General features: G+C 64.0%; 21 protein-coding genes. 10 read left to right on the forward strand and 11 right to left on the reverse strand.

The window, feature by feature from the left end; all coding sequences use genetic code 11:
• Window positions 1-26: 26 nt before the first annotated feature.
• On the reverse strand, window positions 27-1,769 hold the full coding sequence (locus tag NKJ12_RS01890) for a hydantoinase B/oxoprolinase family protein (protein WP_352701089.1): 1,743 nt from the start codon (window positions 1,767-1,769) through the stop codon (window positions 27-29).
• 1 nt (window position 1,770) lies between these two features.
• Window positions 1,771-3,855: a hydantoinase/oxoprolinase family protein gene (locus tag NKJ12_RS01895; RefSeq protein ID WP_352701091.1), complete on the reverse strand. Its 2,085-nt coding sequence runs from the start codon at window positions 3,853-3,855 to the stop codon at window positions 1,771-1,773.
• A gap of 218 nt (window positions 3,856-4,073) precedes the next feature.
• Here NKJ12_RS01895 and NKJ12_RS01900 point away from each other — a divergent pair, with 218 nt between their 5' ends.
• The 5 genes from NKJ12_RS01900 to NKJ12_RS01920 all read left to right on the forward strand — a co-directional run bounded on the left by NKJ12_RS01900 (window position 4,074) and on the right by NKJ12_RS01920 (window position 10,284).
• Window positions 4,074-4,901, forward strand: coding sequence for a ferredoxin--NADP reductase (locus tag NKJ12_RS01900; RefSeq protein WP_352476915.1), 828 nt, complete (start codon window positions 4,074-4,076; stop codon window positions 4,899-4,901).
• A 163-nt stretch (window positions 4,902-5,064) separates the two neighbouring features.
• Entirely contained in the window at window positions 5,065-6,114 is a 1,050-nt protein-coding gene (gene deoC, locus NKJ12_RS01905; RefSeq protein ID WP_352507064.1) for a deoxyribose-phosphate aldolase, read from the forward strand.
• A 13-nt stretch (window positions 6,115-6,127) separates the two neighbouring features.
• A complete protein-coding gene (locus NKJ12_RS01910; protein WP_352507065.1) occupies window positions 6,128-8,500 on the forward strand; it encodes an aldehyde dehydrogenase family protein in 2,373 nt (790 codons plus the stop codon).
• A 177-nt stretch (window positions 8,501-8,677) separates the two neighbouring features.
• A complete protein-coding gene (locus NKJ12_RS01915) occupies window positions 8,678-9,409 on the forward strand; it encodes an SDR family oxidoreductase (protein WP_352507066.1) in 732 nt (243 codons plus the stop codon).
• Between the two features lie 29 nt (window positions 9,410-9,438).
• Complete coding sequence (locus NKJ12_RS01920; protein WP_352507067.1) at window positions 9,439-10,284, forward strand: fumarylacetoacetate hydrolase family protein; 846 nt, start codon at window positions 9,439-9,441, stop codon at window positions 10,282-10,284.
• A 41-nt stretch (window positions 10,285-10,325) separates the two neighbouring features.
• Here NKJ12_RS01920 and NKJ12_RS01925 read toward each other — a convergent pair whose 3' ends face one another.
• The 6 genes from NKJ12_RS01925 to NKJ12_RS01950 form a co-directional block, all read right to left on the reverse strand.
• Complete coding sequence (locus NKJ12_RS01925) at window positions 10,326-11,324, reverse strand: ABC transporter ATP-binding protein (RefSeq protein ID WP_352476910.1); 999 nt, start codon at window positions 11,322-11,324, stop codon at window positions 10,326-10,328.
• Between the two features lie 15 nt (window positions 11,325-11,339).
• Window positions 11,340-12,401, reverse strand: coding sequence for a Gfo/Idh/MocA family protein (locus NKJ12_RS01930; RefSeq protein ID WP_352507068.1), 1,062 nt, complete (start codon window positions 12,399-12,401; stop codon window positions 11,340-11,342).
• Window positions 12,398-13,237, reverse strand: a complete 840-nt coding sequence (locus tag NKJ12_RS01935) for a carbohydrate ABC transporter permease (RefSeq protein WP_352507069.1) — start codon at window positions 13,235-13,237, stop codon at window positions 12,398-12,400. The genes NKJ12_RS01930 and NKJ12_RS01935 overlap by 4 nt, the downstream gene beginning before the upstream one ends.
• 8 nt (window positions 13,238-13,245) lie before the next feature.
• Window positions 13,246-14,169: a carbohydrate ABC transporter permease gene (locus NKJ12_RS01940; RefSeq protein ID WP_352507070.1), complete on the reverse strand. Its 924-nt coding sequence runs from the start codon at window positions 14,167-14,169 to the stop codon at window positions 13,246-13,248.
• 236 nt (window positions 14,170-14,405) lie between these two features.
• A complete protein-coding gene (locus tag NKJ12_RS01945) occupies window positions 14,406-15,665 on the reverse strand; it encodes an ABC transporter substrate-binding protein (RefSeq protein ID WP_352686225.1) in 1,260 nt (419 codons plus the stop codon).
• A 2-nt stretch (window positions 15,666-15,667) separates the two neighbouring features.
• The gene (locus NKJ12_RS01950; protein ID WP_352686222.1) at window positions 15,668-16,627 is read right to left on the reverse strand and encodes an N-acetylmuramic acid 6-phosphate etherase; all 960 of its coding nucleotides are present in this window, start codon (window positions 16,625-16,627) and stop codon (window positions 15,668-15,670) included.
• A 199-nt stretch (window positions 16,628-16,826) separates the two neighbouring features.
• Between NKJ12_RS01950 and NKJ12_RS01955 the strand changes: the two genes are divergently transcribed.
• The 4 genes from NKJ12_RS01955 to nagA are packed head-to-tail and all read left to right on the forward strand — an operon-like array spanning window position 16,827 to window position 20,684.
• Entirely contained in the window at window positions 16,827-17,708 is an 882-nt protein-coding gene (locus NKJ12_RS01955; RefSeq protein WP_352476905.1) for a glucosamine kinase nucleotide-binding domain-containing protein, read from the forward strand.
• Window positions 17,705-18,487 (forward strand): GntR family transcriptional regulator, encoded by a 783-nt coding sequence (locus NKJ12_RS01960; RefSeq protein WP_352507073.1) that lies wholly within the window; start codon window positions 17,705-17,707, stop codon window positions 18,485-18,487. Before NKJ12_RS01955 ends, NKJ12_RS01960 begins: the two co-directional genes overlap by 4 nt.
• The gene (locus NKJ12_RS01965) at window positions 18,484-19,515 is read left to right on the forward strand and encodes an SIS domain-containing protein (protein ID WP_352686219.1); all 1,032 of its coding nucleotides are present in this window, start codon (window positions 18,484-18,486) and stop codon (window positions 19,513-19,515) included. The genes NKJ12_RS01960 and NKJ12_RS01965 overlap by 4 nt, the downstream gene beginning before the upstream one ends.
• Window positions 19,512-20,684, forward strand: coding sequence for an N-acetylglucosamine-6-phosphate deacetylase (nagA, locus tag NKJ12_RS01970; protein WP_352701092.1), 1,173 nt, complete (start codon window positions 19,512-19,514; stop codon window positions 20,682-20,684). The genes NKJ12_RS01965 and nagA overlap by 4 nt, the downstream gene beginning before the upstream one ends.
• Before the next feature lie 2 nt (window positions 20,685-20,686).
• On the opposite strand, the gene NKJ12_RS01975 is transcribed toward nagA, so the two are convergent.
• Genes NKJ12_RS01975 through NKJ12_RS01985 form a run of 3 tightly spaced genes read right to left on the reverse strand, consistent with a single transcriptional unit; the run spans window position 20,687 to window position 23,299 of the window.
• The gene (locus NKJ12_RS01975; RefSeq protein ID WP_352701093.1) at window positions 20,687-22,210 is read right to left on the reverse strand and encodes a malonate--CoA ligase; all 1,524 of its coding nucleotides are present in this window, start codon (window positions 22,208-22,210) and stop codon (window positions 20,687-20,689) included.
• 40 nt (window positions 22,211-22,250) lie between these two features.
• Complete coding sequence (rpe, locus tag NKJ12_RS01980; protein WP_352701094.1) at window positions 22,251-22,928, reverse strand: ribulose-phosphate 3-epimerase; 678 nt, start codon at window positions 22,926-22,928, stop codon at window positions 22,251-22,253.
• Between the two features lie 41 nt (window positions 22,929-22,969).
• Window positions 22,970-23,299 carry a hypothetical protein gene (locus tag NKJ12_RS01985; RefSeq protein ID WP_352701095.1) on the reverse strand — a complete coding sequence of 110 codons (330 nt, stop codon included), beginning with the start codon at window positions 23,297-23,299 and terminating at the stop codon, window positions 22,970-22,972.
• Between the two features lie 411 nt (window positions 23,300-23,710).
• On the opposite strand from NKJ12_RS01985, the gene dnaK reads away from it, so the two are divergent.
• Window positions 23,711-25,627 carry a molecular chaperone DnaK gene (gene dnaK / locus NKJ12_RS01990; RefSeq protein ID WP_023679851.1) on the forward strand — a complete coding sequence of 639 codons (1,917 nt, stop codon included), beginning with the start codon at window positions 23,711-23,713 and terminating at the stop codon, window positions 25,625-25,627.
• The last annotated feature ends 129 nt before the right edge of the window (window positions 25,628-25,756 follow it).

The following is a 25,756-nucleotide window of genomic DNA, read 5'->3' on the forward strand; positions in this document are numbered from 1 at the left end:
AATGAGGGAAATCCGAGGTCGCGCCGTCAGCCGGCGCGCCTCTTTTCCGTGGCTGCCCGGTCGATCCCCAATCCATCCGCCGAAAGAGCGACCCCGAACTTTTCGGCGGCTTCTGCGGGCGTGTAATAGCCCAGCGCGACATCCCTCGCCACCAGATCGACGTCCCGCTGCAACGGATCGCCGTAGCCGCCGCCGCCCGGTGTGCCGACGCGCACGCGGTCGCCTGCCTTCAACGCGATGTCCTGCTCCTTGGACAGATGCGGCGGCACATGTTCCTTGCCGTCGCGGAACACGGTCACCGTGTTGACCGCGCCGTCCTTGCCGCCGAGCGCACCTTGCGGGCCGAACCGGCCGTGATCCATGACGAAGGAGGCGCGGGCGTCGCCGCGCAGGATTTCCACCTCATAGGCAAGCCCGAAACCGCCGCGGTGCTTGCCGGCGCCGCCCGAGCCTTCGCGCAGCGCATAGTGGCGGTAGAGCACCGGGAAGGCCTGCTCCATGATTTCGACCGGCGGCGACTTGGAGATGCCTATGGTCGAGCAGCCATTGGTCAGGCCGTCGTGATCAGCATTGCCACCATAGCCGCCGCCGGAAATCTGGTACATGACGTAGTCGCGGCCACGGACCGGGTCGTTGCCGCCGAGCGCGAAATTGCCGCTGGAGCCAGCCGGAGCCGCCGTCACCCTGTCCGGCAGAGCCTGCACCATCGCCGCGAACACCGCCTCGGCGATGCGCTGCGAAACCTCGGCTGCGCAGCCCGACACAGGGCGTGGATATTTGGCGTCGAGGAAGGTGCCTTCCGGCCGCTTGACGATCAGCGGTTCGAAGGCGCCGGCGCTGATCGGCACATCCGGGAAAATATGGCGCATGGCGAGATAGACCGAGGACAAGGTCGTCGCCAGAACGCTGTTCATCGGCCCGGCGCAGGGTTCTGATGAGCCCGAGAAGTCGAAGCTGAGCGTGTCGCCTTTTTTCTCGACTGCCAGCGCGATGATCAGCGGCTCGTTTACCACGCCGTCTGAATCGACGAAGGCGTGCGAACGATAGATTCCGTCGGGAATGGCCGATATGTTGACGCGCATCTGTTCAGCAGCGCGGCGCCGCAATTCGGCGATCGCTTCGATCACCGTTTCATCTCCGTAACGATCCAGGATTCCGTTGAGCCTGTCCTGGCCGATCAGCAGTGCCGCCGCCTGCGCGCGAATATCGCCAATGCGCTGGTCGGCGACACGGATGTTGGAAGAGATGATGGCGTAGATCTCCGGGTCGAGCACGCCCTTCTTGAACAGTTTCACCGGCGGCAACCGCAAGCCTTCCTGCTCGACCGCCGTTGCCGAAGCGGAGAAGCCGCCCGGCACCGAACCGCCAATGTCGGGCCAATGGCCGGTGTTCGACAGCCAGCAGAAGATCTTCCCGTCCCGGTAGACCGGCATGGCGAAGCGCACATCCATCAGATGGGTGCCGCCGAGATAAGGATCGTTGACGATGTAGATATCGCCTGGCTCGGGCGGCAGGCAGCGTCCGTCGGCGATCATCTCGATCACCGTTTTGGTCGAATACTGCATGACGCCGACGAACACCGGCAGACCCTGGCTGCCTTGCGCGATCAGCGAACCATCGAGCGCCGAATAGATGCCATCCGAACGGTCATTGGCCTCGGCGATAACAGGCGAGAACGCGGCGCGCGAAAACGTCAGGTCCATTTCGTCGCAGACCTGCTGCAGGGCCGCCTGGAGGACCGAAAGCGTAATAGTGTCGAGCTGCGCCATCTCAGGCCTCACCGATATCGATGATGATGTTGCCGTCGGCATCCGAGCGCGCCCGGTCGCCGGGCTCGAGCACGGTAGTAGCGTCCATCTGTTCGAGGATCGCCGGCCCCATGATGACTGCGTCGAGCGGCAGCTTTTCCCTGCTGTAGACCGGCGTATCGTACCAGAGCCCGGCATACCAGACCGGCCGGATTTCGCGCCGCGCCTCTTCGAGCGTTTTGGCGCGCCCGGCCGGGTCGATCAGCCGGGACAGATCGATCGTCGGCCGCACGCCGGTAACCGACGTGTTGAGGTTGACCAGATTGGCGCGGATTTCCGGCAGCTCGACCTTGAAGCGGGCGAAATAGGCACTCTCGAACAGTTGCTGCAGTACCTGGCGTGTCACCGCAGACGACGGCAGCGGCACGTTGATGATATGCGTCTGGCCGACGAACTGCATGTCGGCGGAATGCGTGACGCGGATTGCTTCCGGCTTCACCGCTTCCTTGCCGATCAGCTCCTCGCCTTCGTTTCGGTGCCGTTCCAATGTCTCGCGGAGTTGGTTTTCATCGAGACTGGCCACCGGCTGGTTGACCGTGTTGACGAAATCATGGCGCAGATCAGCGACGACGCAGCCGAGAGCATTGGTGATGCCTGGCCGCGCCGGCACCAGCACTTTCGGCAAGCCTAGTTCGCGCGCCAATGCCGTCGCATGCAGCGGACCGGCGCCGCCGAAGGCGAACAGCGCGAAATCGCGCGGGTCGTGGCCGCGCGACACCGAGACCATGCGGATGGCGCCGGCCATCTTCACGTTGCCGAGCCGCAGCACCGCACCCGCCGCCTCGACGCCGGACAAGCCTGTGGCGCGGCCGATCCTGTCCTCGAATATGCCGGTGACCCGTTCGACGGTGACCGGGTTTTCCACCGCGAGCAGCTTCTTCGGCGCTAGCCTGCCGAGCACCAGATTGGCGTCGGTGATGGTCGGCTCCAAGCCGCCGCGTCCGTAGCAGATTGGCCCGGGATTGGCGCCGGCGCTTTCCGGGCCAATCTGGATCAGGCCTGCCGCATCGAGGCGGGCGATCGAGCCGCCGCCGGCGCCGACCGTATGCACCGCCACCATCGGCACGTGGATCGGCATCGCATATTCGATTTCGATCTCGTTCGACACCGCCGGCTCGGCGTTGCGGATCAGCGCCACGTCGGTCGAGGTGCCGCCCATGTCGTAGGTGACCAGGTTTTCGAAGCCGGCGCGTTTGCCGGTATAGGCGGCAGCAATGACGCCGGAAGCGGGGCCGGACATGACGGTCTTGGCCGACTCACGTGTGACAAAGCGGGCCGAGATCATGCCGCCATTGCCGTTCATAATCAGGAAGTCGCGGGCGTAGCCTTTTGACGCCAGCTCCTTGCGCAGCCGCTCGACATAGCGTTCGAGGATCGGTTGCACCGAAGCGTTGACCGAAGCGGTCACGCCGCGCTCGAATTCGCGCGCTTCCGAAAGCAGGGCGTGGCCTGTCGTGATGTAGCCGTTCGGCCAAAGCTCGGCCGCTATCTCGGCGGCGCGCCGCTCATGCGCCGGGTTGGCGTAGGAATGCAGGAAATGGATGACCAGGGATTCGCAGCCGGCTGCGATCAGTTGTGAAACCGCTGTCCGCATCTCGGCCTCGTCGAGCGGGATGCGCACCGCGCCCGAGGCCTCGACCCGCTCCGACAGTTCGAGCCGCAGATTACGCGGAATGATCGGGACGAAGGTGCCCGTCATGCCATAGGCCTGCGGCCGTGTCCGCCGGCCAAGCTCGATGACGTCGCGAAAGCCGCGTGTGGTGATCATGCCGGTTTTGGCCAGCCGGCGCTCCAGGACCGCGTTGGTGGTCGTCGTCGTGCCGTGCACGATGAGGTCGATGCCGTCGACCGGAAATCCGGTGGCGCCAAGTGCCGAAACGACGCCGAACGCCTGGTTGTCGACTGTCGTCGGGGTCTTGGCGATGTGCACCCGGCCACCGTCACGGCCGTCGATCAGAAGGAGGTCGGTAAAAGTTCCGCCGACATCGATGCCCGCGACGACGCTGCCAGTCGAATCCAGCGCTTGCGCCGAAAAATTCTGTCCCATTGTCGAAACCCGAAATGCCCGAACTGCCTACATGCCTTAGTTTGGAAAGCTGTTTTACGGCGGCGTCTTGACGCAAATATCGTTTGTATACTAATAAATTCCGGACACAAGAGCTTACCGCTTCGGAGTGTGCAAACGGCACGCTGGAACCTGACCGGTTCGGGCGCGCAGGTGGAGATTTGGCGCCGGCGCTGAGCCGGCCCAGAAGGTTAGGTTTGATGAACACCACATCCGCGTTCAACACAGCCGGCGCCCGGCCGTTGCAGTTCCCGATACCGGCCAATGTCTATGCCGAAACCGTGGTCTCGGTGAAGCATTATACCGACCGGCTGTTTTCGTTCCGCATCACCCGGCCGCAGTCGCTGCGCTTCCGCTCCGGCGAATTCGTCATGATCGGCCTGCCCAATGCCGAGAAGCCAGTGTTCCGCGCCTATTCGATCGCCAGCCCGTCCTGGGACGACGAACTCGAATTCTTCTCGATCAAGGTGCCGGACGGCCCGCTTACCTCGGAGCTGCAGAAAATCGAGATCGGCGATACCGTCATCATGCGGCAGAAGTCGACGGGTACGCTGGTGGTGGACGCGCTGACCCCGGCCAAGCGCCTGTTCATGATCTCGACCGGCACCGGCATTGCTCCCTTCGCCAGCCTGCTGCGCGATCCCGATACCTATGAGAAGTTCGAGCAGGTTATCCTGACCCATACCTGCCGCGACAATGCCGAGCTGACCTACGGCCAGGAACTGGTGGCCGCACTGGAGAACGATCCGCTGATCGGCGAGCTGACCGGCGGCCGCGTCACGCTGTATAATTCGACGACGCGCGAGACCTCCGAGCGCATGGGCCGCATCACCGCGCTGATCGGCTCGGGCAAATTCTACACCGATCTCGGCATCGACAGGCTCAATCCCGAGACCGACCGCATCATGATCTGCGGCTCGATGCATATGCTCAAGGACGTCAAGGAGCTGGCTGAAAGCCACGGCTTCCAGGAAGGCTCGCTGCATCATCCGGCAAGCTTCGTCGTCGAGCGCGCCTTCGTCGGCTGAGACGCGGCAGTTCAGAGTCTACTGGTTTGCGACCCTGATTTTGACCACACGGTCAAAAGTCGGCTGCCTCGACCGTCTTTTTCCGCTATGACCGCTTGAAGGACTCGTGAAGCGCTGCTTCACGGTCTATCTTCGGCATAACTCGCTGAACAAGAGGCAGGAGATGAGCAGCACAATCCGCGAAACCGATCTCGGCACGTCCAAGATCACGCCGCTGCCGGCGCGCGCCGCCGCCAATGCGCCGATGCCGCAAGCCCATGGCATTGCCCGCAATCCCGGCATGAGGCTCGATCTCGGCTTCATGGAATCGATGCGCAGCGTCAACCGCTCGGCGCTGGAACGCCGCGTTGCCAGCCTGACCAAAAGACGGTCGATTAAGGCCGATAACCAGGCGGCCTGGCTGCTGCGCGCCGTCGCCTGCATGGACCTGACGACGCTGAACTCGAATGACACGGAAGAGCGCGTGCGCCGGCTCTGTGCCAAGGCGGTCAACCCGTTCCGTCGCGACATCGTCGAAGGGCTCGGCATTACTGGTGAAAAGATCCGCCCCGCGGCGGTCTGCGTCTATCATCCCTTCGTCGCCACCGCCGTCGAAGCGCTGCGCGGCAGCGGCGTCCATGTCGCCGCCGTTTCGACCGCCTTCCCGCATGGACTTGCACCGCTTTCGACGCGCCTGCAAGAGATCGAAGCATCGGTCCGCGACGGCGCCGACGAGATCGACGTCGTCATCCCGCGCGGTTTGGTATTCGGGGCGAAATGGCAGGAGTTCTATAACGAGATCGTCTCGATGCGCGCCGCTTGCGGCGAGGCGCATCTGAAGGTGATCCTCGGTACCGGCGACCTCGCCACGCTGCGCAACGTCATGCTCGCCTCGATGGTGGCGATGATGGGGGGTGCAGATTTCATCAAGACCTCGACCGGCAAGGAAAGTGTCAACGCGACGCTGCCGGTCGGCCTTGCCATGGTGCGCGCGATCCGCGCCTATTTCGAGGAAACCGGCTATCTCATCGGCTTCAAGCCGGCCGGTGGCATTTCCACGGCAAAAGCCTCGCTCGATTGGCTGGTGCTGATGAAGGAAGAACTGGGCCGTCCGTGGCTGGAGCCGGAGCTGTTCCGCTTCGGAGCATCGAGCCTTTTGACCGATATCGAGCGCCAGCTCGAGCATCATCTGACCGGCCACTACTCGGCCAATCATCGCCACGCGATGGCGTGATTCGGAGCGCTTCATGAACATCCTCGAACGCTATCACGCCATGGATTACGGGCTGGCGCCGGAAGCCCGCAACGAGGCCGATGCCTGGCTGGCCGCGCGGGATTTCGGCAAGGCGCTGTTCATCGGCGGCGACTGGAAGGCAGCCAGCGAAGGCAAAACCTTCGACACCAGCGATCCGTCCTCGGGAAAGCTGCTGGCCAAGGTGTCGGACGCTGGTGCCGCCGACATCGACGCGGCGGTGTCGGCCGCCACAAAAGCGCTGCCGAAATGGAGCGCCAGCACCGGCTACAGCCGAGCCAAAGTGCTCTATGCCATCGGCCGCGCCATGCAGCGCCACCAACGGCTGTTCGCGGTGCTTGAGACAATCGACAATGGCAAGCCGATCCGCGAGAGCCGCGACATCGACGTGCCGCTGGCGATCCGCCATTTTATCCATCATGCCGGCTGGGCGCAGGCGCTGGACAGGGATTTTCCCGGCCACAAGGGTGTCGGCGTCGTCGGCCAGATTATCCCGTGGAACTTCCCACTCTTGATGCTCGCCTGGAAGATCGCGCCGGCGCTCGCCGCGGGCTGCACCGTGGTGCTCAAACCCGCGGAATTCACGCCACTCACCGCGATCCTGTTTGCCGAGATCTGCGCACGCGCCGGCGTGCCGAAGGGCGTCGTCAACATCGTCCAGGGCGGGCCGGAGGCGGGCGCGGCAATCGTCAACCATCCCGGCGTCCAGAAGATAGCCTTCACCGGTTCGTCCGAGGTCGGCAAGATCATCCGCAAGGCCACTGCCGGCTCGGGCAAGAAACTGTCGCTGGAGCTTGGCGGCAAGTCGGCATTCGTCGTTTTCGAGGATGCCGACCTCGACAGCGCCGTCGAGGGTCTAGTCGATGGTATCTGGTTCAACCAGGGCCAGGTGTGCTGTGCCGGCTCGCGCCTTCTGGTGCAGGAAGGGATCGCCGACGCCTTCATCGCCAAGGTCAAGACGCGGATGAGCCGGCTGCGCGTCGGCAGCCCGCTCGACAAGAACACCGATATCGGCCCGCTGGTCGATTTGACTCAGCTCGATCGCGTCAAGGGCCTGATTGCCGAAGGTGCCAAGCAGGGCGCGATCTGCTGGCAGCCGGACTCGGCACTGCCCGCCGCGGGCTATTACCATCTGCCAACGCTGGCGACCGGTGTTTCGCCGGCTAACATCTTGACACAGGAAGAGGTGTTCGGGCCGGTGCTCGCCACTATGACCTTCCGCAACACCGAGGAAGCGATCGAGCTCGCCAACAACACACGCTATGGCCTGGCCGCTTCGGTGTGGAGCGAGAACATCAATCTTGCCCTGCACATCGCGCCGCAATTGAAGGCCGGCGTCGTCTGGATCAACGGCACCAATATGTTCGACGCCTCCTGCGGTTTCGGCGGCTATCGCGAGAGCGGCTTTGGCCGCGAAGGCGGGCGCGAGGGCATGTTCGAATATCTCTCGGCAAAACTGCCGCTTGGCCCGATCATCAAACCGGCAACGTCTTCTGCCCAACCTGTCGAGCAGGCGGAAGGTGGCGCCATCGACCGCACGGCAAAACTGTTCATCGGCGGCAAGCAGGTCCGGCCGGACGGCAATTATTCCTTGGCCATCGCCAGCGCCAAGGGCAAGCTTGCCGGCGAGGTCGGTCTCGGCAACCGCAAGGATATCCGCGACGCCGTCGCGGCCGCGCGCGCCTGCAAGGCCTGGCCGGAGGCGACCGCCTACAACCGCAGCCAGGTACTCTACTACGTGGCCGAAAATCTTTCCGGCCGCGCCGACGAGTTTGCCGCCCGTTTGACCCAGCTCACCGGCGCGACCGCCAAGGCGGCGCGCGAAGAGGTCGAGCTGTCGATCGAGCGCCTGTTCCTCTACGCCGGCCTGGCCGACAAATTCGAGGCCCGCGTCCACCAGCCGCCGGCCCGCGCCGTCACGCTGGCGCTGCACGAGCCAGTCGGCGTCGTCGGCATCATCGCACCGGACAATGCGCCTCTGCTTGGCCTGATCTCGCTGATGGCACCGGCGCTCGCCATGGGAAACACCGTGGTCGCCGTGCCGTCCGAAAAATACCCGCTGCTTGCCACCGACCTCTACCAGGTCATCGAATATTCCGACGTTCCGGCGGGCGCCATCAACATCGTCACCGGCCGTAGCGCCGAGCTGGCCGGCGTGCTGGCCAAGCACGACGATGTCGACGGGCTCTGGATGTTCGCCGATGCCGAGACCTGTGCCAAGGCGGAGGCCGAGTCCATCGGCAATCTCAAGCGTGTCTGGACCGGCAACGGCCACAGCCTCGACTGGGCATCGAGCGAAGCAGCCGGCGATGCCTTGCTGCGCCGTGCGATCGAGGTCAAGAACGTCTGGGTGCCCTACGGCGACTGAGTGTCCCGGAGGGGACGTCCGGGCTTGACGGGCCAACAGATGTTCTTTACCGAGAAAAAACATTTGGGCGGCAGGCGAATACCGAAACAGGCGGGATGGTACTGTCCGCCTGGCACATTGCGCCCGGCCTTGTGCCGGTAAAAAGCCGAACGATTAAAGACGGGCGAGGAGAAAAGCATGGCAGATCTGACTGGCAAGATCGTTGTCGTCACGGCGGCGGCGCAAGGCATCGGCCGGGCAAGTGCGCTGGCGTTCGCCAAGGCCGGCGCCATCGTCCATGCCACCGACATCAACGAGGTGGTGCTCGCTGATCTCGGCAAGACGCCCGGTATCAAGACCCGCAAGCTCGACGTGCTGAACGACGAGGCGGTGAATGCCGCTTTTGCCGAGATCGGCACCGTCGACGTGCTGTTCAATTGCGCCGGCTTCGTCCATTCCGGCTCAATCCTCGAGATGAAGGACGGCGATCTCGACTTCGCCTATGATCTCAATGTCCGCTCGATGATCCGCACCATCCGCGCCGTGCTGCCCGGCATGCTGGAACGCGGCGACGGCTCGATCATCAACATGGCGTCGCTGGCCAGTTCGACCAAGGGCGTGCCGAACCGCTTCGTTTACGGGCTGACCAAGGCAGCCGTCATCGGTCTGACCAAATCGGTCGCCGCCGACTATGTCGGCAAGGGCATACGCTGCAATGCGATCTGTCCGGGCACGGTCGAAAGCCCGTCGCTGCAGGATCGCATGCATGCGCAGGGCGACTACGAAGCAGCTCGCGCCGCCTTCATCGCCCGCCAGCCGATGGGCCGCCTCGGCACGCCCGAGGAAATCGCCGATCTCGCCGTCTATCTGGCCGGCGCCACCTATACGTCGGGGCAGGCTTATAATATCGACGGTGGCTGGTCGATCTAAGCTCATCTCAAATCAAGGAGAGGAATTCTATGAAACTGCTGCGCTATGGCGAGGCGGGGAACGAACGCCCCGGCCTGCTCGATGCCGATGGAACGATCCGCGACCTCTCCGCCTATGTCACCGACATTGCCGGCAAGACGCTTGACCCGGCATCGCTCGAGACATTGTCGAAGCTCGATCCGAAATCGCTGCCGGCAGTTTCCGGCAAGCCGCGGATCGGCGCCTGCGTCGCCGGCACCGGCAAATTCATCTGCATCGGTCTCAACTATTCCGACCACGCCGCCGAAACCGGCGCTACCGTGCCGCCGGAACCGATCATCTTCATGAAGGCAAGCTCGGCTATTGTCGGGCCGAATGACGACGTGCTGATCCCGCGCGGCTCGGTCAAGACCGACTGGGAGGTCGAGCTCGGCGTGGTCATCGGCAGAAAAGCGAAGTATGTCACCGAGGCCGAGGCGCTGGATTATGTCGCCGGCTATTGCGTCGCGCATGACGTCTCCGAGCGCGCCTTCCAGGCTGAGCGCCAGGGCCAGTGGACCAAGGGCAAGAGCTGCGACACGTTCGGGCCGATCGGTCCGTGGCTGGTGACCAAGGACGAGGTCAATGACCCGCAGAACATTCCGATGTGGCTGACGGTCAACGGCAAGACGATGCAAAACGGCTCGACCAAGACCATGGTCTTCGGCGTCGCTTATCTCGTGTCCTATCTCAGCCAGTTCATGTCGCTGCACCCCGGCGACATCATCTCGACCGGCACGCCGCCCGGCGTCGGCCTCGGCATGAAGCCGCCGGTGTTCCTGAAGCCCGGCGACGTCGTCGAGCTCGGCATCGAAGGGCTGGGCATCCAGAAGCAGACGTTCAGGGCTGACGTGTAGCGCACCCTCCCTTCTCTCCTTGTGGGAGAAGGAAAAGAGGGCTACTTCAGCACCCTCCCATCGGCCCCAAACCGGTACGTCTTCGCCGGATCCGGCGTCGCGTACAGCGTGGCGCCAGGTTCGGCGTTATAGACGCCAAAAATGCGCACGGTGATCAAGCCAGCCTTCTCGCAGTCGAGATAGAGATTGGTGTCGGCGCCAAGATGTTCGGCATGGACAACCGTGCCTTTCCAGGCACCGGATTTCGCATCGACGGTCAGGTGCTCGGGACGGACACCGATGGTCTTGGCCGTCTCGCCAAGCCTGGCCCCGTCGACGAAGTTCATCTTCGGTGAGCCGATGAAGCCGGCGACGAATTCATTTGCCGGCGAATTGTAAAGCTCCATCGGTCCGCCGATCTGCTCGATCTTTCCCGCGTTCAGCACGACGATCTTGTCGGCCAGTGTCATCGCCTCGACCTGGTCGTGGGTGACATAGATCATCGTGGCCTTCAGCCGACGGTGCAGCTGGGCGATCTCCAGCCTGGTGTTGACGCGCAGCGCGGCATCGAGGTTGGACAGCGGCTCGTCGAACAGAAAAAGCTTGGGCTCGCGCACCACGGCGCGGCCGATGGCGACGCGCTGGCGCTGACCACCGGAAAGCTCGGCCGGCCGCCTCTCGAGGTAGGGCTCCAGCGACAGCATCGACGAGGCGATGCCGATGCGGCGGTCGATCTCGGCCGCCGGTGTGCCCGCCTGCTTGAGGCCGAGGCCCATGTTGTTCTTCACCGTCAGATGCGGATAGAGCGCATAGGTCTGGAACACCATGGCGATGCCGCGTTTGGCCGGCGGGGTGGCGGAGACGTCCGCCCCGTCGATCACCACGCGGCCCGAGGTCGAGTCCTCCAGCCCGGCAATGACCCTGAGCAGCGTCGACTTTCCGCAGCCGGATGGACCGACGAAGACGACGAACTCGCCATCCGTCACCTCGAGGTTGATGCCCTTCAGCACCTCTACCGGCCCGAAGGCCTTTTTGACATTCTCGATGTTCAGCGAGCCCACGGCTTCGTCCCTGTTCTAGAGTTTCACGGCGAGGCCGCTGCGTACGCTCTCGTCGGCGGCAAGGCAGACGGCGAGCGACTTCACCGCGTCGTCCATATGGCGGGTCAAGTCGAGATCCTCGCGGATCGCCTTGAGCACAAATGCCTGTTCGAGATCGCAGAGATCCTGATGGCCAGGCTCGCCCTCCATCGACAGCATCTCGTCCGGTTTGGCGAACTTGCCGTCCGCGCCGGTCGCCGCACTGTGCAGGCGGATGGTCGAGGTCTTGGTGTGGGTGTCGATGTCGTCGGACCTGACGCCCTCCTTCATGACGATCGACACGCAGCCATTGGGCGAGATCACGTCCTTCACGAAGAAGGCCGTCTCCGAGATCATCGGCCCCCAGCCGGCCTCGTACCAGCCGACCGAACCATCGTCGAACAGCACCTGCAGGTGGCCGTAATTATACATCGTGGGCGCAATCTCGTCGGTCAGCCGCAGCCCCATGCCGCGCACCTCGACCGGCCTGGCGTCGGTGATCTGCAGCATCACGTCGAGATAATGCACGCCGCAATCGACGATCGGCGACGTCGTCTGCATCAGCTGCTTGTGCGTCTCCCAGCTATGGCCGGAGGATTGCTGGTTGAGGTTCATTCGGAACACGTAAGGGCCGCCGAGCTTGCGCGCCTCGGCGATCAGCCGGATCCAGGACGGGTGATGGCGCAGGATGTAGCCGATCACCAGTTTTTTGCCGTTGGCCTTGGCTGCCGCGACCACGCGCTTTGCATCGGCGACGGTGGTTGCCAGCGGCTTTTCGACGAAGACATGGCAGCCGGCCTCGAACGCCCTCACCGCATAGTCGGCATGGCTGTCGGAATAGGTGGCGATGCAGGCGACGTCAGGACTCTCGTCGCGCAACGCCTGGTCAAAGGAGCGCCTGATGCCATAACTGGCGAGCCCGCCCGGCAACGGCACGTCGGAGCGATTGACCAGTGCTGCGATCTCGAAGCCCGGATTGGTATGGTAGGCCAGCGCATGGCTGCGGCCCATATTGCCGAGACCGGCGACGACGACGCGCAGAGGTTGTTGCGAACTCACTTGACCGCTCCCGAAGTGATGCCGCGGATCAGCTGCCGCGAGAAGATGACGTAGAGGATCAGCACCGGCATGATCGCCAGCGACAGTGCCGCCAGAATGGCGTTCCAGTTGGTGACGAACTGGCCGAGGAACAGCTGGGCGCCGAGCGTCACTGTCTTGGTCTCCTCCGACGGCGCCAGGATCAGCGGGAACCACAGATCGTTCCAGATCGGGATCATGGTGAAGACCGCGACCGTCGCCATCGATGGGCGCACCAGCGGCAGCACCAGCCGGAAAAAGATGGTGTATTCAGACAGGCCGTCGATCCTGCCCGCATTCTTCAGATCGTCCGAGACCTGCTTCATGAATTCCGACAGGATGAAGACGGCAAGCGGCAGGCCCTGCGCCGTGTAGACCAGGATCAGCGCCGTCAGCGTGTTAACCAGCCCGCTCGCCACCATCAGCTGCAGGATGGCGACGGTGCCGAGGCGGATCGGGATCATGATGCCGAGCGCCAGATAGAGCCCCATCAGCGAATTGCCGCGGAAGCGGTATTCCGACAGTGCGAACGCAGCCATGGCGCCGAACAGAAGCACGAAGAACAGCGAGGCGACGGTGACGACTAGGCTGTTCTGGAAATAGTGGATGAAGTCGCCCTGGCCGATCACCGTGGCGTAGCCGATCAGGTCGAAGGTCCCTGGCGTTGGCGGCGTCAGCGGCGCGCCGAAAATCCCTGCGCGCGATTTGAACGAATTCATGATGACGAGGATGACCGGAAACAGCGCGATGGCGGTGTAGGTCAACAGGATCGCGTGGGCGCCAATGATGCGGGGCAGCGAGCGGGTTGCGGTGCTCATGTCGCGCCTCAGAACTGGTAGCGACGCAAGCGCGTCTGCACGAGGAACAGGTAGACGCAGACGCCGCCGAGGATGATCAGGAACATCATCGTGGCGATCGCCGCGCCCATGTTGGGATCGCCGACCTGCAGCTGGAAACCGAAGAAGGCGCGGTAGAGGAAGGTGCCGAGAATATCCGTTGAATAGTTCGGCCCGGCCAGCGCGCCTTGCGCGGTGTAGATCAGGTCGAAAGCGTTGAAATTGCCGACGAAGGTCAGGATCGAGATGATGCCGATCGACGGCAGGATAAGCGGCAGCTTGATCTTCCAGAACTGCGCCATCCCGGTAATGCCGTCGCATTCGGCCGCTTCGATCACCTCTTCGGGAATGGACAGCAGTGCCGCATAGATCAGCATCATCGGGATGCCGACGAACTGCCACACCGAGATCAGGCTGAGCGCGGTCAGCGCATATTGTGCCTTGCCGAGCCAGGGCGTGAACAGGCTTTTCAGGCCGACAAGGTCCATCATATGCGGCGCCACGCCCCATAGCGGCGACAGGATCAGCTTCCAGGCGAAGCCGACAATGACGAAGGACAGGATCGTCGGCACGAAGATCGCCGTGCGGTAGAAGGCGGAAAACCGCAGCCTGGGGCTGGACAGAAGTGCGGCCAATAGGACGCCGATCGGGTTCTGCACCAGCATATGGATGACGAAGAACCAGACATTGTTCCTGAGGGCGTTCCAGAAATTGACCGACCAGTTGGGATCACCGAACAGCATGCGGAAATTTTCCAGTCCGACGAAGACCTGCGACTGATTGATGTTGCGGAACAAGGAAAGCTGCAGCGTGCCGGCCAGAGGCAGGATCATGATCGCCGTATAGACCAGCAACGCCGGCGCCAGGAAAACGCCGATATGCCAACGGAACGGTCTTTTCGGTGCTGCGGCCATGCATTCGGTCCCCGGATCAGGTCTTGCAATTGCCGTCAAAGGGCGCGGCGCCTCCTCTCCCTCGAGGGGAGGGTGCCTCGCACAGCGAGGCGGGTGGGGTCGGCCGATGCGGCCCGCCATCGTGGTTTCGACCGTGCTTTCCAGCAGCGATCAAGCCGCAGCCTGCCTCGACCGACCCTCTCTGTCGCCTTCGGCGACATCTCCCCCTCGAGGGGAGACAACGCTTCGCCGCGCTCTTATTTCGCCGGCTTGTACCAGCTGTCGAGGCCGTCCTGCAGCTTCTTGGCGGCAGCTTCCGGCGTGTCGGTGCCGTTGATGACGTTGGCCGATTCAACCCACGTCTCGTTTTCAAGGTTCGGCGTGCCGCGCGACAGGATCTGGTAGGTCGAGCGGATCGTCGACTTGCACTTGCCACGCCAGGAGACGAATTCCTGGGCCAGCGGGTCTTCCATCTTCACCGGGGTGTTGTTCAGGCTGAAGAAGCCCGGCAGCGCGTTGGCGTAGATGGTGGCGAAATCCGGCGAGGCCACCCAGGACAGGAAGGTCTTGGCCGCATCCGCATTCTTCGAGGCCGCATTGAGGCCCATGCCGATGTCGGTGTGGTCGGAGATGTAGCAGGTGTCGCCGGCCTTCTGCACCGGCGGCGGGAAGGCGCCCATCTTGAACTGCGCCTGCGTGTTGAACAGGCCGATCTCCCACGAGCCGGCCGGGTAGATGGCGGCGCGGCCGAGCGTGAACAGGTTCTGGCTGTCCGGATAGGTCTGCGCCTCGAAGCCGTCGCCGAGATAGTCCTTCCACCTGGCCAGTTCCTTGAAGGGCTCGACCCACTGCGGATCAGTCAGCTTCTGCTCGCCCTTGATCAGCGCCAGGCGGCCTTCCTCGCCCTTCCAGTAGTTCGGGCCGATGTTCTGGTAGCCCATGGTCGCCGCTTCCCAGAGGTCCTTGGTGCCCATCGCCATCGGGATGTAGGTGCCGTCGGCCTTGATCTTGTCGAGCGCGGCGAAGAATTCGTCGCGCGTCTCCGGCACCTTGATGCCGAGCTTGTCGAAGGCGTCCTTGTTGTAGATGAAGCCATGGATGACGGAGGCCATCGGCACGCAGAAACTCGACTTGCCGTCGTCGGTCTGCCAGGCGGCCTTGGCGACGTCGGAAAAGTTATCCATGCCGGGCAGGGTCGAGATGTCGGCGAGGTTGCCCTTCTTGAAGAGCTCCAGCGACTTGTCGAACGGGCGGCAGGTGATCAGGTCGCCGGCCGAGCCGGCGGCGAGTTTGGCGCCGAGGGCGGCGTCATATTCGGTTGGCGCCGACGGCGCGAACACCACCTTGATGCCCGGGTTCTTGGCTTCGAAGGCCGGGATCAGCTTGTCCTTCCAGATGGCAAGGTCGTCGCCGCGCCAGCTCTCGATGTTGAGCGTTACGTCGTCGGCGTAAGCCACCCCGGCGGAGCCGAGAATGCTGGTGCCGAGAAGAAGTGCCGTCAGTAGCTTCGTTGTCATGCTCAGTCTCCCTGTTGACCTTTTTCAGGTTCGGTTTTGATGAGAACAGAGGCATTGCGCCCCTTGCTCCCCTCGATCGCGGAAAGGGCTGGCCGCAGCTTGTGGCCGGTCCCTTCCAGTATCTTCTCGGCCGCGTCGGCGCTGGTGGCGCCGGCGGCGAGCAGAATGGCGGTCTTGACGACGCCGCCGCTCTTTTCGAGCAGGCGCGCCGCCTCGTCCTTGTCGCGCCCGCTGACGGCGGCGACGATGCGTGCGGCGCGGTCGCGCAGCTTGATGTTGTCGGCCATGAGGTTGACCATGTAGCCGTCATGGACATGGCCGAGATGGATGGCGGCCAGCGTCGACAGCATGTTGAGCGCGATCTTCTGGGCGGTGCCGGCGCCCATGCGCGTCGAGCCGGCAATCAGCTCCGGCGGCGTTTCGAGCAGGATGGCGATGTCGGCCAGCCGCAGCAGCGGCGCATCCCTGTTGTTGGCGACGGCAATCGTCGCCGCACCGCGGCGCCTGGCTTCCTCGATCGCCCGGACAGCGTAAGGTGTCGAGCCGCTGGCCGAGACGGCGATCAGGCAATCGCTACTGCCGATGCCGGCGGCGGCGACCGCTGCCGAAGCTTCGTCAAGGTCATCCTCAGGCCCGCCGGCCAGTGTCCTGAAAGCTTCGTCGCCGCCGGCGATCAGGATGGCGATGCGGTCGCGCTGGATACCGAAAGTGCCCGGCAGTTCCAGCGCATCGGCCAATGCCATCAGGCCCGAGCTGCCGGCGGCCGCATAGGCGAGCTTGCCGCCGCTTTTCAGCCGGGTTGCGATAATTTCGGCGGCCGCGGCAATGGCAGGAATGGCGCCGCGTACGGCCTTGGCGGCCTCGATCTGTGCGTTGGCCAAAGAGGAAAGGATGGCGTCCGGGGCCTGGATGTCCAGTCCCTCGGCATTGCGGTGAAGCGCTTCGGTGCGCGTTTCGGCCATCCGCTGTCCTCCAATCCAGAAAACAATACCAAAAAAATACCACTTGTCCACACGCATTTATGAAATCCCTGCGTCGGGATAGGCCTGCAGACGAAATCCGCTGATTTCTCAACAAACTAGGCCTTAACTTTTTTGAAATGGAAATTAACCCTTGGCTATTGGTATTTTATTGGTATTATCCGCCCCGAGGAGAAATCGCGTGAAATTCGTGCTCGGCATCGATGGCGGCGGCACCAGCTGCAGGGCGGCCCTTGCAACGGCCGACGGCAGCGTCCTCGGCCGCGCCAAAAGCGGCGCCGCCAACATCCGCACCGATCTCACCGGCGCCAGGACGAACATCGTCGATGCGGCGCAGCAGGCCTTTGTCGCCGCGGGCAGGGATCCCGCACTGATCCCGCAAACGCCGGCCGTTCTCGGCCTGGCCGGCGCCAATGTCGGCACCTATAGGCAGCAGCTCGAAGCGATCCTGCCGTTCCGCATCAGCCGTGTCGAGACCGACGCCGAAATCGCGCTGGAAGGTGCGGTCGGCTCCGGCGACGGCGCCATGGCCATCCTCGGCACCGGCACCGCCTATATGGCGCGCAGACAAGGCAAGTCGCGCGCCATCGGCGGCTGGGGGTTCCAGGTCGGCGACCAGGGCAGCGGCGCCCGCATCGGCCGCGACCTGCTCGAGCAGACGCTGCTCGCCTATGACGGCATCCGCGAAGGCTCGCCGCTGACGCAGGCCATGCTCGCCATCTTCCGCAACAATCCCGAGGATGTGGTCGAATTCACCACCAACGCCAAGCCCGGCGATTTCGGCGGCTTCGCGCCCAAGGTGTTCGAACACGCCGAAAAAGGCGACGTCGTCGCTATCTGGATCCTCGACAAGGCGGTCGCCGATGTCGAGGCAGCGCTTGGCGTACTCGACCTGGGCGGCGACGATCCGCTCTGCCTGCTCGGCGGGCTGGCGCCGCTTTACGCGCCGCGCCTGTCGGCCCGCTACCGGGCGCTGCTGAAACCGCCGCTCGACGACGCGCTGGGCGGCGCGGTGCAGATGGCGGTTCGGATTTTCGCAAACACGGCGGAGACAGCGCGATGAGCGAGGCCGCCGACCAGATATTCACGGCGCTGAAACAATCGTCGCAAAGCGGCGCGCCGCTCTATCTGCAGCTGAGGAAGAGCATCGAGGATGCGGTCAAACGCGGGCTGATCGGACCGGGCGATGCGCTGCCTTCCGAGCGCGACATCGCCAGCAAGGCCGACATTTCGCGCGTCACCGTGCGCAAGGCGGTGCAGGACCTGGTCAAGGGCGGCATCCTCGTCCAGCGCCATGGTTCCGGCACCTTCGTTGCGCCGCGCATGGAGCGCGTCGAGCAGTCGCTGTCGATGCTGACCTCGTTTACCGAAGACATGGCGCGGCGCGGCATGGCGGTGCGTTCAGCCTGGCTCGACCGCGGCCTCTATCCGCCGTCGCCCGACGAGATGATGGTGCTCGGCCTGGCATCGAACGAATTGGTGGCGCGCGTGGCGCGCCTGCGCATTGCCAACGACACGCCGCTGGCGATCGAGCGCGCCTCGCTATCAACAAGCGTGCTGCCCGATCCGGCGGCGATCGGTTCGTCGCTCTACGCGGCGCTGGAACAGACCGGCAACAGACCGGTGCGGGCGGTGCAGCGCATTTCCGCCACCAATCTCGGCGATGGCGATGCGCATCTGCTCGAAGTGCCGCCAGGCATTGCCGGGCTGCATATCGAGCGTATCTCCTATCTGGCGAGCGGCAAGGTGATCGAGTTCACCCGCTCCATCTACAGAGGCGACGCCTATGATTTTGTCGCCGAACTCCGGCTAAGCGGGCCGGGCGAAGAGGGCCGGTCATGAGCGCAACAATTACCCATATGCGGCGCGAGATCGACGAGATCCCGGAGGCCACCGCGCGCCTGCTCGACGGCTCGGCCGCGGTGCTGACCGAGGCCGGGCGCGACATTCGCGAGCGCGACCCGAATTTCGTCGTCACCGTGGCGCGCGGTTCGTCCGACCATGCCGCGACCTTCATGAAATATGCCGTGGAGCTGACCGCCGGGCTGGCGGTTGCATCGGTCGGCCCGTCGATCGCCTCGATCTATGGCGCCAAGCTGAAGCTGGGCGGCTCGGCCTGCCTGGCGATCTCGCAGTCCGGCAAGAGCCCGGACATCGTCGCAATGGCGCAGGCGGCGCGGGCCGGCGGGTCGCTGACCGTCGCCATCACCAACACTGCCGATTCGCCGCTCGCGCGAGCCTCGGATTACGCGATCGACATCCTGGCCGGACCGGAGCGCAGCGTTGCGGCGACGAAGACCTTCGTCAATTCGGCCGTCGCAGGGCTCGCCTTGATGGCGCATTGCACCGGCGACGACAAACTTCTGGCAGCACTTGCCCGCCTGCCGGAGCATTTTCGCAAGGCGATCGCGTGCGACTGGATGGCGCTGGCTGCGGCACTCGAGACGCCGAAATCGCTGTTCATCCTTGGCCGTGGCCCGTCGGCGGCGATCGCCAACGAGGCGGCGCTGAAATTCAAGGAAACCTGCGCCATGCACGCGGAAGCCTATAGTGCCGCCGAGGTCATGCACGGCCCGCTGGCGCTGGTCGGTCCCGGCTTCCCGGTGCTGGCTCTGGCTGCTCGCGATGCGTCCGAACCGTCGGTGGCTGATGCCGCCGACAGCCTGGCCGGCAAGGGCGCCGCCGTCTTTGTGACGTCGAACAAGGCAAGGAGCGCACAGCCGCTGCCGCATGTCGCAACCGGTCATCCGCTGACCGATCCACTGACGCTGATCGTGTCGTTCTATGGTTTCGTCGAGGCTTTTGCCCGCCATCGCGGCCTCGACCCCGACACGCCGCCCAATCTGCGCAAGGTGACGGAAACGCTATGAGCGATCGCTTTGCCCTGACCGGCGCCCGGATTTTCGATGGCGACGACTGGCACGACAATGCGGCGCTTGTCGTGCGCGACGGCCTCGTCGAGGCCATCGTTGCCGCCGGGGCTATTCCACCCGGTGTTGCGCGTATCGAGACTGGTGGCGGCATGCTGGCGCCTGGCTTCGTCGATTTACAGGTCAATGGTGGCGGCGGCGTCATGCTCAACGACCATCCCGACGTCGCCACGATCGAGACCATCTGCCGGGCGCACGCACCCTTCGGCACGGCGGCGCTGTTGCCGACGCTGATCACCGACACGTCCGAGATCACCGCCGCCGCGGTTGCGGCCGGAGCCGAGGCGGCACGGAGGAAGATGCCAGGGTTCCTGGGCCTGCATCTTGAAGGGCCGCATCTTTCGATCGCCCGCAAGGGCGCGCATGACCCGGCCCTGATCCGGCCGATGCTAGGCCCCGACCAGGCGATGCTGATCGCCGCACGGAAAAACCTGCCCGTGCTGCTGACGACGGTGGCGCCCGAATCCGTCGAGCCCGACCAGGTGTCGGCACTTAGCAAAGCCGGCATTGTCGTCAGCATCGGCCATTCCGATACCGGCTATGCCACGGCTCGCGCCTTTGCCGAGGCCGGCGCAACGGTGGTCACCCATCTGTTCAATGCGATGAGCCAGATCGGCAATCGCGAGCCAGGGCTGGCGGGCGCGGCAATCGATACCGGCACATTCTATGCCGGCATCATCGCCGACGGTATCCATGTCGATCCGGCCACCATGGCCATCGCCTTGCGTGCCAAGCAGGGGCCGGGCAAGATCCTGCTCGTCACCGACGCCATGGCGACGATCGGCACCGACATGACCTCGTTCACGCTGAACGGCCGCACCATCCACCGCAAGGATGGCAGGCTGACACTTGCCGACGGCACGCTGGCGGGCGCCGATCTCGACATGATTTCCGCGGTGCGCTTCATGCACCGCGTCGTCGGTCTCGACCTCGACGAGGCCTTGCGCATGGCCTCGCTCTATCCGGCGCAAGCGATCGGCCAGTCGCACTGGCTCGGGCGTTTCGCCAAAGGCACCGCCGCCAACATCGTTTCGCTGTCGGACGATGTGGACATTAAAAGCGTGTGGATCGATGGCGCCAGGGTTTTTGCAACCAGCCCTGCTCGTTAGGGTTAGCCGGCTTTGGACGTATAGAGGTCCTTGTAGGTTTCGCGCAGCAGGTTCTTCTGCACCTTGCCCATCGTGTTGCGTGGCAGCTCGTCGACGAAGATCACCCGTTTCGGATGCTTGTACCTGGCGAGGCGCCCGGCGATGGCCTCGATGAGCCCCGCGGCGCTGATGGTCGAGCCCGGCGCCCGCACCACGACCGCGGTGACGCCTTCGCCGAAATCCGGATGGGCGACGCCGATGACAGCGCTTTCGGCAACACCAGGCAGCGCGTCGATCTCGCTCTCGACTTCCTTTGGATAGATATTGTAGCCGCCCGAAATGATCAGGTCCTTGCCGCGACCGACGATGTGGACATAGCCGTCGGCATCGATCAGCCCCAGATCGCCGGTGATGAAGAAACCATCGTCACGGAATTCGGCCCTGGTCTTTTCCGGCATGCGCCAGTAGCCGCAAAAGACGTTCGGGCCCTTGACCTCGATCATGCCGACCTCGCCCCGGGCAAGTGTTTCGCCGCCGTCGGGATCGGCGATGCGCAGGGAGACGCCGGGCAACGGGAAGCCAACCGTGCCGGCACGCCGCTCGCCCTCGTAAGGGTTCGACGTGTTCATGTTGGTCTCGGTCATGCCGTAGCGCTCGAGGATGGCGTGGCCGGTGCGCTCTCGCCAGGCTCTGTGCGTCTCGGCCAAAAGCGGCGCCGATCCGGAAATGAACAAGCGGATGTTTTTCGCCGCTTGCCGGTTCAAACCGTCCTGCTGCAGCAGGCGGACGTAGAAGGTCGGCACGCCCATCAGGACGGTGGCGCGCCGCAGCAGCGAGACGATGCGGGCCGGGTCGAATTTGGTGTCGAACAGCATCGAGGCGCCGGCCATCAGGACGACGTTGGTGGCGACGAAAAGGCCATGCGTGTGGAAAACCGGCAGCGCGTGAACCAGCACGTCTGCGGCGGTGAAGCGCCAGAGGTCGACGAGCACCCGCGCATTCGAGGCGAGGTTTTCGTGGCTGAGCATGGCGCCCTTCGAACGGCCGGTTGTGCCGGACGTGTAGAGGATCGCAGCAAGGTCGTCCGGTCCGCGCGCCACATCGTGGAAGTCCACGGCCGCCTCAGAGGCGCGATCGGTCAACGAACCCTCGCCCTTGCTGCCGAGTGTCGCGACCGCAGCGCCCGAGGCCTGCGCCAAGGCGCCGATTTCGCTCGCTCGCGTCGGGTCGCAGACGACCAGCCGCGGCTCGGCATCCCTGAAGAAATAGTCGAGCTCGGTCAGCGTGAAGGCGGTGTTGAGCGGCAGGAAGATCGCGCCGGCACGCAGGCAGGCGAGATAAAGGAAAATGGCCTCCGGGCTCTTCTCGACCTGAACGGCGACGCGGTCGCCGGCTTCGACGCCGAGCCGCGACAGCGCATGCGCCAGTTGTGCGGAGCGCGCCAGCATTTCGCCATAGCTGATCGAGCGCCCGTCCTCTGCCTCCATCAAAAGGCGTCCGGGCGCGGGCATCCGGGCACGGAAAGCATCGAACAGATGGTTGCTCATAAGTCCCCCCGAGCGGCTGACTCCGGCCGGACGGCGGCGGTCAGCCGGCCGCCTTGTCCGCCGCCGTCCTGATTGCCTCGATGTTTGCCCGGTAGGCTTCGACGCTGCCGCCCTTGAAGATGGCCGCACCGGCGACCAGCACGCTGGCGCCGGCGGCAGTGACCAGGGGCGCAGTTTCGGGCGAGATGCCGCCGTCGATCTCGATCCTGATCGGCCTGCCGCCGATCAGCGCCTTCACCCGCTTCACCTTGTCGACGATCGCCGGAATGAAGGCCTGGCCGCCGAACCCCGGATTGACCGTCATGATCAGGATCAGATCAAGCCGGTCAAGCACGTATTCGATCATCGTCTCCGGTGTCGCGGGGTTGAGTGACACGCCGGCCTTCTTGCCAAGGTTTTTGATCGTTTGCAGCGACCGGTCGAGATGTGGCCCGGCTTCGGCGTGCACCGTGATGCCGTCGCAGCCGGCGTCGGCGAAGGCGGCCAGATAAGGATCGGCCGGGGCGATCATCAGATGGCAGTCGAAGAAGGCCTTGGTGCGGTTGCGGATCGCCTTGATCACCGGCGGCCCGAAGGTGATGTTCGGGACGAAATGCCCGTCCATGACGTCGAGGTGGATCCAGTCGGCGCCGGCGGCGGCCACCGCCTCGACCTCGTCGCCGAGCTTCGAGAAATCGGAAGCCAGCACCGATGGCGCAATCAGGGTTTTTTGAGCCATGTCCGCTTCCCGTTGTTGAGCCCGCCTTCGCCGTAATCGTCTCAACGCCGCTTGTCGACAGGAATCCGGCGTCGATATCGCATCTGCGCAGAAGGAGAGAAGCGGTGGCGAGCCACTTCTCTCCTGTGCAGACGTTTCCTCTCCTCCAGTGCAAGGACTTTCCAGAGCAAGGCCTGGATTTCAGTTCGGATGAACCGCGGTCTGGCCGTCCATGACAGGAAGAGCTTGCCGTTGCCTGGTTTCACCTTCTGCAGATCGGGCTTCTTCAGCCCAGCGGCGAGCGCCAAGATCGACAATCCGCTGGCAGCCTGGATGGCGCGGCGCAAACAGCCGCCACGAGAGCGCACGAACGCCCCGTGGTCGCAAGACATGGATCTCCCCCCACAGGTCATGGGAAGGCGAAGGTCGCGCTGAGCTCCTGCTGTTCCACGAGACCATGGAGCCTCTGGATCTGTGGTCATGGGGCTTTCCTTTCCGGGGCCGCACCGCGCGGCACCTAAGCGTCTGTCGCGGGGCGAGGCGGAAAGGTTCATGGGCCGGGGCCGGGCCGGCTGGATCACCGCCGGAAAATACCGGCCTGCCGGTCCCGGATCCGATCAACCGCGATGAATGGTGAACGCCTTGCGCAGAATGCTTGCGCGCCACGCAGCCTGTTCTTATATACGCGCCAAGCCGTCCAGCGCCGAATGCCGGTTGCCGGAGCGGAATTTCTTGTGAACAGGGGCTTTCATCGGAACGCCTGTACGGGTCCTGAGAGCCTGCTTAGCGGAGAGATTAGAACAATGGCAAAAGTAATCGGTATCGATCTGGGAACAACCAACTCCTGTGTCGCCATCATGGATGGCAAGGAATCCAAGGTCATCGAGAATGCGGAAGGCGCCCGCACGACCCCTTCCATCGTCGCCATCAACAGCGACGGCGAGCGCCTCGTCGGCCAGCCGGCCAAGCGCCAGGCGGTCACCAATCCTGAAAACACCATTTTCGCGGTCAAGCGCCTGATCGGCCGCCGCTACGACGATCCGGTGACGGAGAAGGACAAGAAGCTTGTCCCCTACAAGATCGTCAAGGGCGACAATGGCGATGCCTGGGTCGAGGCCGGCGGCAAGAAGCAGTCGCCCAGCCAGATCTCGGCGATGATCCTGCAGAAGATGAAGGAAACGGCGGAGGCCTACCTCGGCGAGAAGGTCGAGAAGGCGGTCATCACCGTTCCGGCCTATTTCAACGACGCCCAGCGCCAGGCGACCAAGGATGCCGGCAAGATCGCCGGCCTCGAAGTGCTGCGCATCATCAACGAGCCGACGGCGGCCGCACTTGCCTATGGACTGGACAAGAAGGAAGGCAAGACGATTGCCGTCTATGACCTTGGCGGCGGCACGTTCGACATTTCGGTGCTCGAAATCGGCGACGGCGTGTTCGAGGTGAAGTCGACCAATGGCGACACCTTCCTCGGCGGCGAGGATTTCGACATGCGCCTGGTCGAATATCTGGCGGCCGAGTTCAAGAAGGAACAGGGCATCGACCTGCGGAACGACAAGCTCGCCCTGCAGCGCCTCAAGGAAGCGGCTGAAAAGGCCAAGATCGAGCTGTCGTCCACCACGCAGACCGAAATCAACCTGCCCTTCATCACCGCCGATGCCACCGGCCCCAAGCACCTGACGCTGAAGCTGACGCGGGCGAAGTTCGAGAGCCTGGTCGAGGATCTCGTCCAGCGGACGATCGATCCCTGCAAGGCGGCGCTTAAGGATGCCGGCCTGAAGGCCGGCGAAATCGACGAAGTCGTCCTGGTCGGCGGCATGACCCGCATGCCCAAGATCCAGGAGATCGTGAAGCAGTTCTTCGGCAAGGAGCCGCACAAGGGCGTCAACCCGGATGAAGTCGTCGCATTGGGCGCCGCCATCCAGGCCGGCGTGCTGCAGGGCGACGTCAAGGACGTGCTGTTGCTCGACGTGACGCCGCTGTCGCTCGGCATCGAGACGCTGGGCGGCGTGTTCACGCGGCTGATCGAACGCAACACGACGATCCCGACGAAGAAGAGCCAGGTGTTCTCCACGGCCGAGGATTCGCAGTCGGCGGTGACCATCCGCGTCTTCCAGGGCGAGCGTGAAATGGCCGCCGACAACAAGGCGCTCGGCCAGTTCGATCTGGTCGGCATCCCGCCTGCGCCGCGCGGCGTGCCGCAGATCGAGGTCACCTTCGACATCGACGCCAACGGCATCGTCAACGTCTCGGCCAAGGACAAGGGCACCGGCAAGGAGCACCAGATCCGCATCCAGGCGTCTGGCGGCCTTTCGGACGCCGACATCGAGAAGATGGTCAAGGACGCCGAGGCCAATGCCGAAGCGGACAAGAAGCGGCGCGCGCTGGTCGAGGCCCGCAACCAGGCCGAGGCGCTGGTGCATTCTTCGGAGAAGTCGCTGAAGGAATATGGCGAGAAGGTTTCCGAGGCCGACCGCACGGCGATTGCCGATGCGATCGCGGCATTGAAGACCGCTGCCGAAGGCGACGATGTGACCGAGATCGAGGCCAAGACGCAGACGCTCGCCGAAGTCTCGATGAAACTCGGCCAGGCCATGTACGAGGCTTCGCAGAAGGAAGCCGCCGAGGCCGACGCCAAGGCTGACGCCGCCAAGGACAGCGACGTCGTCGATGCCGATTTCGAGGAAATCGACGAGGACGACGAGAAGAAGAAGTCGGCCTGAACCGCCTGACGGTACAGGTAAGCAAAAAGCCCGGCGCGCAGCCGGGCTTTTTGCAACCCTTTGCCAGAAAAACGCGGAGCTCCCCTAAAAAATGCGGACAAAGCCTCGTAGACACTGGCATCGCGGCTC

Source organism: Mesorhizobium sp. M0195 (genome assembly GCF_040322115.1).
Lineage (GTDB): Bacteria > Pseudomonadota > Alphaproteobacteria > Rhizobiales > Rhizobiaceae > Mesorhizobium.